Source organism: Agromyces kandeliae (assembly GCF_009674665.1).
GTDB classification, from domain to species: domain Bacteria; phylum Actinomycetota; class Actinomycetes; order Actinomycetales; family Microbacteriaceae; genus Agromyces; species Agromyces kandeliae.
The window spans coordinates 85,992-98,966 of sequence record NZ_WKJD01000012.1 but is presented as its reverse complement, the minus strand read 5'-3'; the positions used below and the strand labels follow the sequence as shown (position 1 = coordinate 98,966).

The window sequence follows — 12,975 nt, the reverse complement described above, 5'->3', positions numbered from 1 at the left end:
CGGCCGCCCGTTCGGCGGGGCCCGTGCCGTCGGCGGGTCGCCGTGACCGCATGCCCACGTGGGGTGACCTTCGGTCCGACATCGATGGTCGCGCCGCACGAGGATACGTGCATGGAGGCCCAACGCCCGAGACCCGATCGAACGCTCGTCGTCATCCTCGCGGTGCTCGGGGCGCTCGTCGTCCTGGCGCTCGTCGCCGTCTTCACGCGAGGAGAGCCCGAGCAGCTCGATGCCGACACCCCGGAGGGGGTGGTCCAGCAGTACTCCGCCGCCGTCATCGACGGCGACGAGGCGGCCGCGATGGAGCTGCTCGTCCCCGAGCTCGCCGAGGACTGCACGAGGATGCCGGCCGCCGAACCCGCGGGCATCCGGGTCACCCTGGTCGACACGACCGTGCGCGACGACACCGCCGACGTCGACGTGCTGATCGTCACCACCTACGGCGACGGACCCTTCGGATCGTCGGAGTACGAGGAACGCGGGGTGTTCGACCTCGTCCGCGTCGACGGCGAGTGGCGCATCGAGTCGGCGCCCTGGCCGCTGACGATCTGCGACCCGACGGTGGTCAGGGGATGAGCGCCGCGTCGGGCGGTTCGGCGCAGGGCGCGGTGCGCCGGCTCATCGTCTTCATCCTGCTGTTCGTGCTCGTGACCATCGCCGCGGTGGGCGTGAGCGGCCTGCTCGATCGCGCGTTCGACGTCGACCGCACCCTCGCGGGCAGCGGCACCGCCGAGCTCGCGCTCCAGCTCGCGTTCGCACTCATCGCCGGCCCGCTTGCGGCCCTCCTCTGGTGGGGCGCCTGGCGCCGTCTCGACGCGCCCGGCGAGCGGGGCTCGATCGCCTGGCCGCTCTACCTCGCGGCCATGACGACGGTCTCGCTGATCGTCGCGACCACGTCGATCGCGGTGAGCATCGCGACCCTCGTCGACGGCCGGTGGTCGGCCGGCGGACTCGCGATCGGCCTCGTCTGGGCACTCGTCTGGCTGTGGCATCGATGGATGCTGCGGCATCCGGCGAAGGGGCCGACGCGCATGTCGACGGTGCCGCTCGTCATCGGGGCGGCATACGGCCTCGTGGTCGGCGCGAGCGGAGCGGTCTCCGCGCTCGCCGCGGTGTTCGACGCGGCGATCCGCGGTGCCTCCGAGACGGTGCTGGTCGGCCGGGACTCGTGGGCGCAGGCGGCCGTGGACGCGCTGGTCTGGGCCGCGATCGGCTTCGCCGTGTGGTGGTGGCACTGGTTCCGCGACGGCGTCCGACGCATCCCGACCGGGTTCGCCGCGGTCGCGCTCGTCGTCGTCGGCGTCCTCGGCGGTGGGGCGGCGATGCTCGGCGGGATCGGCACCGTCGTCTTCGTCGGGCTCCGGCTCGCCTTCGACCCGAGCGAGCCTGCGAGCGCCATCCTCATCCCGCTCGGCACGGCGATCGCCGCCGCCGGCGTGGGCTCGCTCGTGTGGCTCCTGCACGCCCGCATCGCCGCCGCGCACTCCGAAGGCACGCGCCGCGCCGCGGTGCTCGTGATGTCGGGCCTCGGCCTCATCGCCGCGGCATCGGGCATCGGGGTCGTCGTCAACGCGCTGCTCGCCGAGCTCTCGTCCCCGCTCGCCTCGTCCGGCAACCGTGCTCTGCTGCTCGGCGGCCTCAGCGCGATCGTGGTCGGCGGGCCGATCTGGTGGCTGAACTGGCGTCCCGCGCATCGGCCCGACCCGGCGGAGGCCGTCGACGTCGGCCGGCGGGTCTACCTGGTCGCCGTGTTCGGCGCGAGCGCCGTCGTCGCGATCATCACGCTCCTCGTCGTCGGCTACCGCGTGTTCGAATTCGTGCTCGATCCCGGGACCGGCTTCGCGCTCGTCGACCGGATCCGTGCACCGCTCGGCCTGCTCGTCGCCACCGCCCTGGTGTTCGCCTACCACTTCGCCGTCTGGCGTCGGGACCGCGCGATGATCTCGGAGACCGGGGTCTCGGCCGAGCGCCGCATCGGGCGCATCGTGCTCGTCGCCTCAGGCGACACCGAGGCCGCGGAGCGCGCGATCGCGGCGGCGACGGGTGCCCGCGTGGTCGTGTGGCGGCGTCGCGACGGCGGCCGCGAGGACGGCGTCGACGTCGAGGCCCCAGGGCCGGATGCCGCGGTCGTCCTCGCCGCACTCGAGGGGGTGACCGCGGAACGGGTGCTGGTGCTCGTCGGGCCCGGCGACCGGGTCGAGGCGGTCCCGCTCGTCGACTGAGCTCGCGGCGCGCTCCGCCGTGCCGGGCTCACGCCCAGCGGCGCACGGCCCACCGCTCGAGCAACCCGACGAGCGCATCGCTCAGCTTGCCGAGCACCGCGAGCAGGATGATCGCGAGGAAGATCCGGTCGATGCGGCCCGTGTTGCCCGAGTCGCTGAGGAGGAACCCGAGGCCCATCGACGAGGCGATGAGCTCCGCGGCGACGAGGAAGAGCCACGCCTGCGCGAGCGCGAGGCGGAGCGCCGCGATCACCGACGGCACGACCGCGGGCAGCTGCACGGTCGCGAACAGGGTCGCGCCGCGGAGGCCGAACGCGCGGCCGGCCTCGAGGAGGCGCCGATCCACGTGCCGGAGTGACGCGGCGACGATGGTGTAGACGGGGAAGAACGCGCCGATCGAGATGAGGATGACCTTCGAGTCCTCGCCGATGCCGAACCACAGGATGAGCAGCGGCACCCAGGCGAGCGACGGAACCGCGCGGACCGCGCCGAGCGTCGGCGAGAACAGCACGTCGCCGAGGCGCGAGAGCCCGACGACGGCGCCCGCGAGCAGGCCGAACAGCGCGCCGAACGCGAAGCCGATGAACACGCGCTGGGTCGAGATCGCGATGTAGAGCCCGAGCAGGCCCCGCTCGGCGAGGTCGACCGCGGCGAGCCACACCATCTCGGGGCTCGGCAGCTGGGACACGGGGACCGCGCCCGTGGTCGAGACGACCTGCCACGCGGCGAGCAGCGCGAGCGGGATGAGCGCCCCGCCGACGATCCGGAACCAGCGTCTCGAGCTGAGCGGCCGCCGATCGCCGCCGTCGCTCCCGGCGGAACCGCCCGGGCGCGCGGGGCGGCGCGGGCGCCGGGCGACGGATGCCGCGGCGCCGCGCTCCTCGCGGCCCGGCGGGCGTGGGTCGGCGCCGGCCGGCCCCGTGGCATCCGCCGCGGCCACCGCCCGGCCGCCGACCGCGACGGGTGCCGCGAAGCCCGACCCGACCGAGCCGTCGGGCAGGCCCGAGCGTTCCGTGTCCGTCGTCTTCGCGGCATCCGTCGTCATGGTCTGCTCCCGGTTACTTCGCGAACCGCTCGGGGTCCGCCTGCGTGACGAACGAGTCGTCGATGAGGGTCGCGAGCGCGTCGTCGACCTGGTCCTGCGAGGCCACGTCGCCGAGCTCGACGAACACGGGGCCGATCTTCTCGAGCAGCGCGACCTGGGCGTCGCCGGGGACCGGGTCGACGTCGAGGTTCGAGCGCTCGAGGATCACCTTCGAGGCGATGGACTCGTCGAGGCCGGCGACCTCGGCGAGGATCGCGGCGGTCTCCTCGGGGTTCTCGGCCGCCCAGACGCGTGCCCGCTCGTACGCGTCGATCACGAGCTGCGCGAGCGCGGGCTTCTCCTCGAGGAACGACTCGGTCGCGTTCAGGAAGCCGTAGCTGTTGAAGTCGACGTTGCGGTAGACGAGGGTCGCGCCCGCCTCCTCGGCGCCGGCCATGATCGGGTCGAGGCCCGCCCACGCGTCCACCGCGTCGTTCTGGAGCGCGGCCCAGCCGTCGGCGTGCTGCAGGTTCTCGACGGTGATGTCGCCCGGCTCGAGGCCCTCGGCCTCGAGGGTCTGCAGGAGGAAGAAGTACGGGTCCGTGCCCTTGGTCGCGGCGATCGTCCTGCCCGTCAGGTCGGCGACCTCGTCGATGTCGCTGTCGGGGCCGACGACGATGGCCGACCACTCGGGCTGCGAGTAGATGTCGATGGTCTTGATCGGCGAGCCGTTCGCGCGGGCGAGGAGCGCCGCCGAGCCGGCGGTCGAGCCGACGTCGATCGCGCCCGCGCGGAGCGCCTCGTTGGCCTTGTTCGAGCCTGCCGACTGGACCCAGGTGACCTCGAGGCCCTCGTCCTCGAGCCAGCCCTGGTCCTTGATGATGAGGCTCAGCGGGTTGTAGGTCGCGAAGTCGATGTTCAGCGCCTGGCCCTCGAGCGAGTCGCCCTCGGCGACGGCCTCGGCCGGCTGGTTCTCGCCGGCGACGCAGCCGGACAGCAGCAGCGCGGTGGCTGCGGCGCCCGCGACGAGCGCGGTTCGGAAGACGGTGGTGCGGGACACGGGTGGCTCCTTCTCGGTGGGTGGGGTGCGACGTCGACGGCGGTGCTGTGGTCGAGCCGTCGTCGCCGGTCAGTACGGGTAGTGCGGGATGGTCGTGGTGGCCTGGATGCCGCGCGCGGCGCCGTGCCGGTCGATGCCGAGTCCGTCGAGCAGGCGGCCGCGGAGCTCCGCGAGCTCGGCGGAGCCGCGGTCGCGGGGCCGGTGGCCCGGCACGACGACGGTCTGGCGGACGCCAGCCCCCGGCGCGTCGCCGTCGGCACCGAGCAGGACGATCCGGTCGGCCAGCTGGAGCGCCTCGTCGACGTCGTGCGTGACGAGCAGCACGGTGGTCGGCTCGGCCGAGTGGACGTCGAGCAGGAGGTCCTGCATCTTCAGGCGGGTGAGGGCGTCGAGGGCGCCGAAGGGCTCGTCGAGCAGCAGGACCTCGGGGTTGCGCGCGAGTGCGCGGGCGAGGGATGCACGCTGCGCCATGCCGCCGGAGACCTCGTGCGGGCGGTGCCCGGCGAACTCGGCGAGGCCGACGAGCTCGAGCAGGCGCGCGACCTGCGCACGGCCGTCGCGGCGACCGGTGCCGCGCGGCAGGCCCAGGGCGACGTTCCGCTCGATGCTCCGCCACGGCAGCAGGCGCGGCTCCTGGAAGCCGACCGCGCAACGCACGTCGTACGGGCGCACCGCGTCGTCGTCGATCGCGACCTCGCCGGCCGTCGGGTGATCGAGGCCCGCGACGATACGCAGGAGGGTCGACTTGCCGCATCCGCTCGGACCGAGGATCGCGACGATCTCGCCCGCGTCGACGTCGAGGTCGACGTCGCGGAGGACGTCGCGCGTGCCTCCGTCGGGTGCGGTGAACGCCCGGCCGACACCGCGCAGCGCGACGGGCGCCGCGGGTGCGGCGGTCGCTGCTCCGGCGGGTGCGGCGGGTGCGGGCGTCATCTCAGCTCCTGGTCGAGGCGGGTGGATGCTCGACGCTAACCGGAACGCGCTCTCCGCCGTCGTGCGCGTGAAGCACGACGTAACACCGCACGACACGCGGCGTCACACGCGGCGTCGCACGGGGCGGCTCACCGGTCGGTTCGGAGCGCCTTCGCCATGTGCAGCGAGGCGACCTCGTAGCCGAGGTCGCGGTACAACGCGATCGCACCGTCGTTGTAGCCGAACACGTTCAGCCCGAGCCGGGACGCGCCGTGCTCCCGGGCGACCTCCTCACCCGCGAGCATCGCCCGGCGGGCGACGCCGCGCCGACGGAACGACGGATGCACCTCGAGGTCCCAGACCCACCACAGCTCGCCGTGCTCGTCCCACGGACCGAGCCAGAGCCACCCGGCGTCCTCGTCGCCGAGTCGGATCGAGTGCAGCAGCTGCCCCTCGACCGGCCGGCCCCCGGGGAAGAACCGCTCCTCGGACGCCCTCCGGCCCGCCGCCGCCTGCTCGGGGGTGTCGCCGGCCTCGCGACGCGCCTGCTCGTAGTGCGCCATCGCGCCGGGCAGCCACGCGGCGACCTCTGCGTCGGTCATCCGGACGAGTCGCACCTCGGGGTCATCCATACGGTGGATTCTGCCGTGCCGACTCCCCCGCGATGCGACTCGGCCCGCCGGCCTTGCGAGAATGAACCCCATGGCGAGAACCGTTCGGGGCGCGAACCTCCTGATCACCGGCGCGGCGGGCGGCATGGGGCGCATGTACGCCGAGCGGGCCGTCGCGGAGGGCGCGGCATCCGTCGTGCTCTGGGACCGTGCCGCCGCATCGCTCGCGCGGACCGCGGACGAACTCGGCCGGCAGGCGAAGGGCCGCACCCGGGTGCGCTCCTACGTGGTCGACGTCGCCGAGTCGGGTGCGATCGCGAAGGCCGCGCACCGGGTCCGGCGGGAGCTCGGCACGCCCGACGTGCTCGTGAACAACGCCGGCATCGTCCGGGGGAACGCCTACTTCTGGGAGACCGACAGCGGCGAGGACGTGCGTCCGACCATGCTCGTCAACGCGCTCGCGCCGATGTACGTCACGCGCGAGTTCCTGCCGGCGATGATCGCGCGGGGGCGGCCGGCGCGGATCGTCAACGTCGGCAGCGCCGCGGGAACGCTCGCGAACCCGCGCATGGCCGTCTACGCCGCGTCGAAGGCCGCGCTCAACGGCTGGAGCGACTCGCTGCGGCTCGAGCTCGAGCAGGCGGGTCACCGGCACGTGACCGTCACCACCGTGACGCCCTCGTACATCTCGACGGGCATGTTCCGCGGCGCGCGCGGCCCGTTGCTCGCGCCCGTGCTCGAGCCCGACGTCGTCGTGGATCGCGTCTGGCGCGCGATGCTCGCCGGGCGCCCGTTGGTGGAACTGCCGGCGAGCGTCCGGCTCTCCCGCGGGCTGCGCGGCATCCTTCCGACCCGAGTGTTCGACCGCGTCGTCGGCGACGGCTTCGGCGTCTACCGCTCGATGGAGCGGTTCACGGGGCGCGACTGAGCCGACTCAGTCGCCGCCCTTGTCGCGACCCTTGCCCTTGCCGGGCTTGTCGTCGCCGTTGCCCTCGCCGCCGTTGTCCTCCGAGTTGCCCGGTCCGCTGTTGTCCGAATCCCCGTCGTCCGAGGTCTCGGTCGGCGTCGGGGACGGCTCGGGGCTCGGCGTGGCCGCGGCGATCGCCGCCTCGAGGTCGGCTCGCACGAGCGCGATCGCCTCGGCGATGCTCGCCGCGCGGTCGGCATCGAGGCCACCGTCGGCGGCTGCCGCGTCGACCTCGGCCTGCAGCGCGTCGAGGCGTGCGAGGGCGTCTGCGAAGTCGCCGGTCGAGGACGACTCGGCGATCGAGACGACCTGTGCCCGGAACCCGCTCGCGTCGCCCGCAGAACTCCCCGGCCCGGCAGCGCAGCCGGCGAGGCCGACGGCCAGCGCGACCGTGACGGATGCCGCGGACAGCGCGCGGCGCAGTCGGATCGTCATGGCGAGACCGCCTCCTCCAGTTGGTCGAGATGGGTTCCGAGGTCTCCGTCGACGCTCGGCATCGGGGCTTCGGACGGGGTGGGGCCGGTTCCGGCATCGCCCCCCGTGAGCGCGCCGACGGTGATCGGCACGACCACGAGCGCACCGATGAGCACCGCCGCGGAGGCGAGTGCGAGGATCATGCGCCGCGGCAGGCGCCTGCGTCCGGCAGGGTCCTCGGCTCGGTCGGCGGCGGGCGTCGGCGCGGCGACCCCGGTCATGACGCGCGTGGCCGCCGTGGCGTCGTCGGATGCCGCGGGGACGACCCGGGTCGCCGGGAGGACGCGCGTGTCGTCCTCCGTCGCCGGGGCGTGGGTGAGGGCGACGGTCGGCTCATCTCCACGAGTCTGCGCGCCGTCGTCGACCCCGAGCGACTCCGTCGCGAGCGCAACGTCGAGCGCGGTCGGCCGATCCGCGGGATTCCGAGCCGTCATCGCGGCCAGGAGGTCGCGCCAGTCGCGCGGGAGCTCGGACGGGATGGCCGGATCGCGCACGAGGCGTGCACTCGCCGACTCCAGCGCCGGACCGGGGAACGGCTGGGCGCCGGTGAGGGACTCGAGCATGAGGAGTCCGAGCGCGTACACGTCGGCACTGCTGCCGACCGGTTCGCCTCGGACCTGCTCCGGGCTGAGGTAGCCGGGGGTGCCGATGATGCGCCCCGTCGCGGTCAGCCGCGACTCGTCGAGCAGCCGCGCGATGCCGAAGTCCGCGAGCTTCGCGTTCCAGCGCCGGGTCGGCAGGTGCGCGGGCGCGAGCAGCACGTTCGCGGGCTTCACGTCGCGGTGCACGATGCCCCGCGCGTGGATCACGTGCAGCCCCTCGGCGAGGTCCGCGAGCATCCGCGCCGCGTCGCGCCGGGAGACCGGGCCGCGCTCGAGCACCTTCCTGAGGTCCTCGCCCTCCACGAGTTCCATCACGAGGAACTCGCGGCGGCTCGCCGGATCCTTGGCCGCGTCGTAGAGCGTGACGAGGGCCGGGTGGGTGAGGCTCGCGAGGAGCGCCGTCTCGGAACGACGGCGGTCGGCGTCGTCGATGCCCTCGGTCGAGGCCGTGAAGACCTTCACGGCGACGCGCCGGCCGAGTGCGAGGTCGTCGGCGCGGTACACGGCGGCCATGCCGCCGCGCCCGATGAGGCCGTCGACGCGGTACCGGTCGGCGAGCGTCGAGCCGAGGACCGGGTCGGTCGCCGAGTTCGCGACCTGTTCCGTGGGGGAGTCCATCTGACGAAGGGTAACCCCTCGCGCTGGATGTCCGTCCGGGGTTGCGAACCGGCGGCCCAGTCGTTCAGCCGAAGATCATCGGCAGGTCGTCGTCGTCGCCGGCCTCCTCGTGCGCGAGCTCCACGAGCACGGGCACGTGGTCGCTCGGCCCGTCGCCCTTGCGCTCGTTGCGGTGGATCGAGGCATCCGTCACCCGGTCGGCGAACGCCGTCGAGCCGAGCACGAAGTCGATCCGCAGGCCCTCGTTGCGCGGGAAGCGGAGCTGCTTGTAGTCCCAGTACGTGTAGCCCGTCGGGACGATGGGCCGGACGACGTCGGTCATCCCCGCGTCCTCGAGGGCGCGGAACGCCGCCCGCTCGGGCGGGGAGACGTGCGTGGTGACGCCCTCGATGACGGTCGGGTCGCCGTTGTCCTCGTCGAGCGGGGCGATGTTGAAGTCGCCCATGAGTGCGAACGGGCGCCCGGGGTGCGCCGACGTCTCGGCGCGCGCGAGGTCGGCGAGCGCCGCGAGCCAGTCGAGCTTGTACGTGTAGTGCGGGTCGCCGAGCGAGCGGCCGTTGGGAACGTAGAGGCTCCAGAGTCGGATGCCGTCGACCGTCGCGCCGATCGCGCGCGCCTCCTTCGGCAGGTCGGGACCCTCATGGCCCTTGAGGAAGCCGGGCATTCCGGGGAACTCGGTCTCGACGTCGGCGATCGGCAGGCGGCTGGCGATCGCGACCCCGTTCCACTGGTTCAGGCCGTGGAGGGCGAGCTCGTAGCCGGCCTGCTCGAACGCCTCGTGCGGGAACTGCTCGGGCTTGCACTTGATCTCCTGCATCGCGAGCACGTCGACGTCCTCGCGCACCATCCAGTCGACGACACGGCCGTATCGGGTGCGGATCGAGTTGACGTTCCAGGTGGCGATGCGCATGGATGCAAGCCTATGGTCGGCCGCCGACCGCGCTCGCCGGGCCGACCGCGCCGATCGACGGGGCGTCCGACGGAGGGAGGGGGCGCCGAGCCGTCGGCACCCCCTCCACGTCGGCGCAGCGGGTCAGCAGCGCTTGAGCGGCTCCTCGAACGAGATCTCGGAGAAGTAGCCCAGCAGGTACGTCTCGTAGACGCCGAGGGCGGCGATGTGGTCCTGCACGGCGTCGGGCACGCACCGCGGCGGAACCGTGTACATCGGCGCATACGCCAGGCCGCCGGCGAGTGCCGCCCCCGAGAGCGCATCGGGGAACTTGGTGCCGTTCGTGACGAACGCGAACACCGAGTACGCCCCGTCGGGCACGCTCCAGGCCCATTCGTTGATCGCCACCGACGTGGCGTACCGGTCCGCGCCGGCGAGGCGGATCATCCCGTACAGCGCCCACAGCTGGTTCTCGATGCCCGTGGACACCACGGCGGTGCCGCCCGCGATGGCGATGGCCTCAGGGGAACGGTTCGCGATGGTCGTCATCGTCGCGGCGTTGAGCGATGCCGCAGTGCCCGGGACGATCAGCACGGGCTCGCGGTACGCCGCCGCGGCGTTGCTCGCGGCGAGCGCATCAGGGAAGTTGAGGCCGGTCGCGATCCAGACGAACGTGGTCGAGCCGAACGCGCCGTCGACGATCATGCGCGAGGTGGCGAAGCGGTCGGCACCTGCGTACCGCACCACGTCGGCGCCCGGGACGAGGCCCGCGAGCGTGGACTGCACGCCCGCCGAGACGGCGACCGTCCCGCCGGCGATGTAGATCGTCTCGGGGCTGAGGCGAGTGAGCTCGTCTGCGATGGCGGTGGGGACCGCGGTCGGCTGCACGAGCAGGAGCGGGCCGCCGCAGGTTGCCGCCGCCGGTGCCGCGCTGAGCGCGTCGGGGAAGTTCTGTCCCGACGCGACGTACACGCAGTCCACCCCCGACGGGAACTCCGCCGAGATCGCCGCAGAGGTCTCGTACCGGGTGGCGCCGGCGATGTAGTCGCTCAGCATCGGCGCGAGTACTTCGTCGATGCCGGGGGAGTCCTGGCCGTCGGTCACGGCGACCGGCGTCGCATAGGCGGCGAACGCCTGGTTGGGGTAGAAGTCGGGCAGCAGCTTCGAGCCGGCCGTACCGTCCTCCACCAGCACGACGTACTCGCCGGTCTCCAGTCCGGCGATCGAGTAGGACCCGTCGGAGGCGCTCGTTCCGCTCGCGACCGGGGCGGAGAGGGTGTCCGTCACGTCGTCGTAGGTGAACGCCGTCACCGTCGCGCCGTCCAGCGGCGCCGCCGTGTTGTAGTCGATCAGCTCCCCGATCGTCCCCGAGATCGAACCCGTCCCCGCGGCGCGGAGGCTCATCGACGCATCCGGGGATCCGGCAGCGGCGGTCGTGGCGGAGACGCCGAGCGATCGGCCGTCGCGCGGTGCGAGCGGGTCGGTGGGCGATTGCTCGGCCTCCGCGGCGTGTGACTGCGCCAGCGGGCGGTCGGGTTCGGCGGCATGCGCGGGCAGTGCGCCGGCGCCGGCGAGGATGAGGATTGCAGCGAACACGGAAGCGTGTCGCAGCCCCGTGGGGGCGGCAGAGACCATCGTCGGATCCCTTTCAGGGTCGTAGGGTTTCGGGGCTCGGGCGGCCCCTCGGCCACATGCTATGCGGCCGACGATCCGGTGCGCCACACCCCCGCTCGAGGCGCATTCGGCGCGCGCTTCAGCCCCTCCGCGGCTCGCGTTCGCCGATGCGCGGCACCACGGTCCAGAACGCCAGCAGCAGCAGGAGCGCGACCCCGCCGGCGATGTAGCCCGCCTGTCGGTTCACGGTCACGTCGAAGATGAGCATCGCGACGCCCGAGGCCACCAGCGACACGACGACGAGCAGGATGAGCAGCAGCGTGTTCGCGATGCGCACGACCCGGTCCTTCTGCTTCTTGCCGCTGAGCTGCCGGTGCAGGATGACGGGCGCGAGCCCCAGCATCGTCGCCGTCGTCGCGAGCACGACCAGCGCGAGGTAGAGCACCACCTCCTGCGCCTCGAGTTCGGCGAACTTCGGCTGGAACGCGACCGCCAGCAGGAACCCCGTGATGAGCTGCGTGCCCGTCATGACGACGCGGAGCTCCTGGAGGATGTCGTTGAACTTCCGGTCCTGGCGTTCCGCCTCGGTCTCGTGGCGCTCTTCGGCGGCGGTCGTGCGGTCCGCGCCGTCCATCGCGTGAGAGGGCATGGCCGGATGCTACGCCGGTTGCACGCCCGACGCGGTGATGGCCGCGCCGAGCGCGAAAGCGCCGACCATGAGCACCATCCCGACGAGCGGGATCCAGAAGGCGAGGCGCTTGACGACCAGCACGACGACCGCGGCGACGAGCGCGAGCACGGCGACGACGATCGGCAGGATCATCGCGACGAGCATCCCCGTGCCGATGCGGTCGACATCGCAGACCGAGGAAGCCCCGCACGAGTCGCCCGCGAACGCGAGGAAGAACGAGAAGAAGAGCAGCACGAACGCCAGCCCGGCCATGACCACGAGGAGCACGATGGTGAGCACCAGGTCCCACACGATCACGGGCCGCTTCGCCGGCGCGGCGACGACCTCGGACATCCGACCCCCCTACGGCGCGCCCCCGCACGCACACCCGAAGTCTGGCAGCGGCCGGGGCTGCTGCCAAGATGTGAGGACGGTCGAGCGGAGGGCGGAGCGTGAGGTACAGCATCGAGGGCGTCGGCGGGCTGCCGGAGGTCGGCGCCGGCGTGGACCTGGCGGCGCTCATCGTCGGCGCGGTCGACGAGCCGCTCGCCGACGGCGACATCCTCGTCGTGACGTCGAAGATCGTGTCGAAGGCTGAGGGGCGCGTCGTCCGCGCCGATGATCGCGAGCAGGCCATCACCGACGAGACCGTCCGCGTCGTCGCGACCCGCCAGACGGGTGAGTACACGACCCGGATCGTCGAGAACCGGCTCGGCATCATCGGCGCCGCCGCGGGCGTCGACGCGTCGAACGCCCCCGAGGGGACCGTCCTGCTCCTGCCCGTCGATCCCGACGCGTCAGCGCGGGCGTTGGCCACCGGCATCCGCTCGCTCACCGGCGCCCGGGTGGGCGTGCTGCTCTCGGACACGCTCGGCCGGCCGTGGCGCGAGGGTCAGACCGACATCGCGATCGGCGCTGCGGGCGTGCACGTCTTCGACGACCTGCGGGGGCAGGCGGATGCCTCGGGCAAGCCCCTCGCGGTGACGATGCCGTGCGTGGCCGACGAGCTCGCCGGAGCGGCCGAACTCGTGAAGGGAAAGTCCGCGGGGGTGCCGGTGGCGATCGTCCGCGGGCTCGGCCACCTCGTCGGCGACCTCGACCTGCCCGGTGCGCGGTCGATCGTCCGGCCCGCGGACCGCGACATGTTCCGCCAGGGGGCCGAGGAGGCGTACGACGAGGGGTATCGCGCCGGCTTCGACGAGGCGCAGGCCGAGGGGCCGCTGCGCCCGGAGTGACGCTGGTGGCGCGTGCCCGTTCATCGCGCCCCGAGATTTCTGGATCCAAGATGCAGACTTCGTCGTGATCTTTCCGA

At 73.0% G+C, this 12,975-nt stretch carries 14 protein-coding genes; 4 read left to right on the top strand and 10 right to left on the bottom strand.

The genetic code is table 11. The features are described from left to right. Positions 1-111 precede the first annotated feature (111 nt). Together GJR97_RS07575 and GJR97_RS07570 are read left to right on the top strand one after the other, a co-directional pair. Entirely contained in the window at positions 112-576 is a 465-nt protein-coding gene (locus tag GJR97_RS07575; RefSeq protein ID WP_154345888.1) for a nuclear transport factor 2 family protein, read from the top strand. Further along, positions 573-2,222, top strand: a complete 1,650-nt coding sequence (locus GJR97_RS07570) for a DUF5671 domain-containing protein (RefSeq protein ID WP_154345887.1) — start codon at positions 573-575, stop codon at positions 2,220-2,222. Before GJR97_RS07575 ends, GJR97_RS07570 begins: the two co-directional genes overlap by 4 nt. Positions 2,223-2,250: 28 nt before the next feature. On the opposite strand, the gene GJR97_RS07565 is transcribed toward GJR97_RS07570, so the two are convergent. The 4 genes from GJR97_RS07565 to GJR97_RS07550 form a co-directional block, all read right to left on the bottom strand. Further along, entirely contained in the window at positions 2,251-3,162 is a 912-nt protein-coding gene (locus GJR97_RS07565; protein ID WP_407643587.1) for an ABC transporter permease, read from the bottom strand. Positions 3,163-3,280: 118 nt separating this feature from the next. Further along, positions 3,281-4,306, bottom strand: a complete 1,026-nt coding sequence (locus GJR97_RS07560; protein WP_324613273.1) for an aliphatic sulfonate ABC transporter substrate-binding protein — start codon at positions 4,304-4,306, stop codon at positions 3,281-3,283. A gap of 69 nt (positions 4,307-4,375) precedes the next feature. Beyond that, positions 4,376-5,239 (bottom strand): ABC transporter ATP-binding protein, encoded by an 864-nt coding sequence (locus tag GJR97_RS07555; RefSeq protein ID WP_154345885.1) that lies wholly within the window; start codon positions 5,237-5,239, stop codon positions 4,376-4,378. A 128-nt stretch (positions 5,240-5,367) separates the two neighbouring features. After that, the gene (locus GJR97_RS07550) at positions 5,368-5,850 is read right to left on the bottom strand and encodes a GNAT family N-acetyltransferase (RefSeq protein WP_195760634.1); all 483 of its coding nucleotides are present in this window, start codon (positions 5,848-5,850) and stop codon (positions 5,368-5,370) included. A 70-nt stretch (positions 5,851-5,920) separates the two neighbouring features. On the opposite strand from GJR97_RS07550, the gene GJR97_RS07545 reads away from it, so the two are divergent. Continuing rightward, positions 5,921-6,757, top strand: coding sequence for an SDR family NAD(P)-dependent oxidoreductase (locus tag GJR97_RS07545; RefSeq protein ID WP_154345883.1), 837 nt, complete (start codon positions 5,921-5,923; stop codon positions 6,755-6,757). A gap of 6 nt (positions 6,758-6,763) precedes the next feature. Here GJR97_RS07545 and GJR97_RS07540 read toward each other — a convergent pair whose 3' ends face one another. The 6 genes from GJR97_RS07540 to GJR97_RS07515 form a co-directional block, all read right to left on the bottom strand. Further along, positions 6,764-7,231, bottom strand: coding sequence for a hypothetical protein (locus GJR97_RS07540; RefSeq protein ID WP_154345882.1), 468 nt, complete (start codon positions 7,229-7,231; stop codon positions 6,764-6,766). Further along, complete coding sequence (locus GJR97_RS07535; protein WP_154345881.1) at positions 7,228-8,490, bottom strand: serine/threonine-protein kinase; 1,263 nt, start codon at positions 8,488-8,490, stop codon at positions 7,228-7,230. The genes GJR97_RS07540 and GJR97_RS07535 overlap by 4 nt, the downstream gene beginning before the upstream one ends. A 64-nt stretch (positions 8,491-8,554) precedes the next feature. Then, a complete protein-coding gene (locus GJR97_RS07530) occupies positions 8,555-9,400 on the bottom strand; it encodes an exodeoxyribonuclease III (RefSeq protein WP_154345880.1) in 846 nt (281 codons plus the stop codon). Between the two features lie 123 nt (positions 9,401-9,523). Beyond that, positions 9,524-11,014 (bottom strand): cell wall-binding repeat-containing protein, encoded by a 1,491-nt coding sequence (locus tag GJR97_RS07525; protein ID WP_154345879.1) that lies wholly within the window; start codon positions 11,012-11,014, stop codon positions 9,524-9,526. 118 nt (positions 11,015-11,132) lie between these two features. Continuing rightward, a complete protein-coding gene (locus GJR97_RS07520; protein WP_229276098.1) occupies positions 11,133-11,642 on the bottom strand; it encodes a DUF6328 family protein in 510 nt (169 codons plus the stop codon). A gap of 9 nt (positions 11,643-11,651) precedes the next feature. Beyond that, a complete protein-coding gene (locus tag GJR97_RS07515) occupies positions 11,652-12,017 on the bottom strand; it encodes a hypothetical protein (RefSeq protein WP_154345878.1) in 366 nt (121 codons plus the stop codon). Positions 12,018-12,115: 98 nt separating this feature from the next. On the opposite strand from GJR97_RS07515, the gene cofE reads away from it, so the two are divergent. Beyond that, entirely contained in the window at positions 12,116-12,898 is a 783-nt protein-coding gene (gene cofE / locus GJR97_RS07510) for a coenzyme F420-0:L-glutamate ligase (protein ID WP_324613272.1), read from the top strand. Positions 12,899-12,975 lie beyond the last annotated feature (77 nt).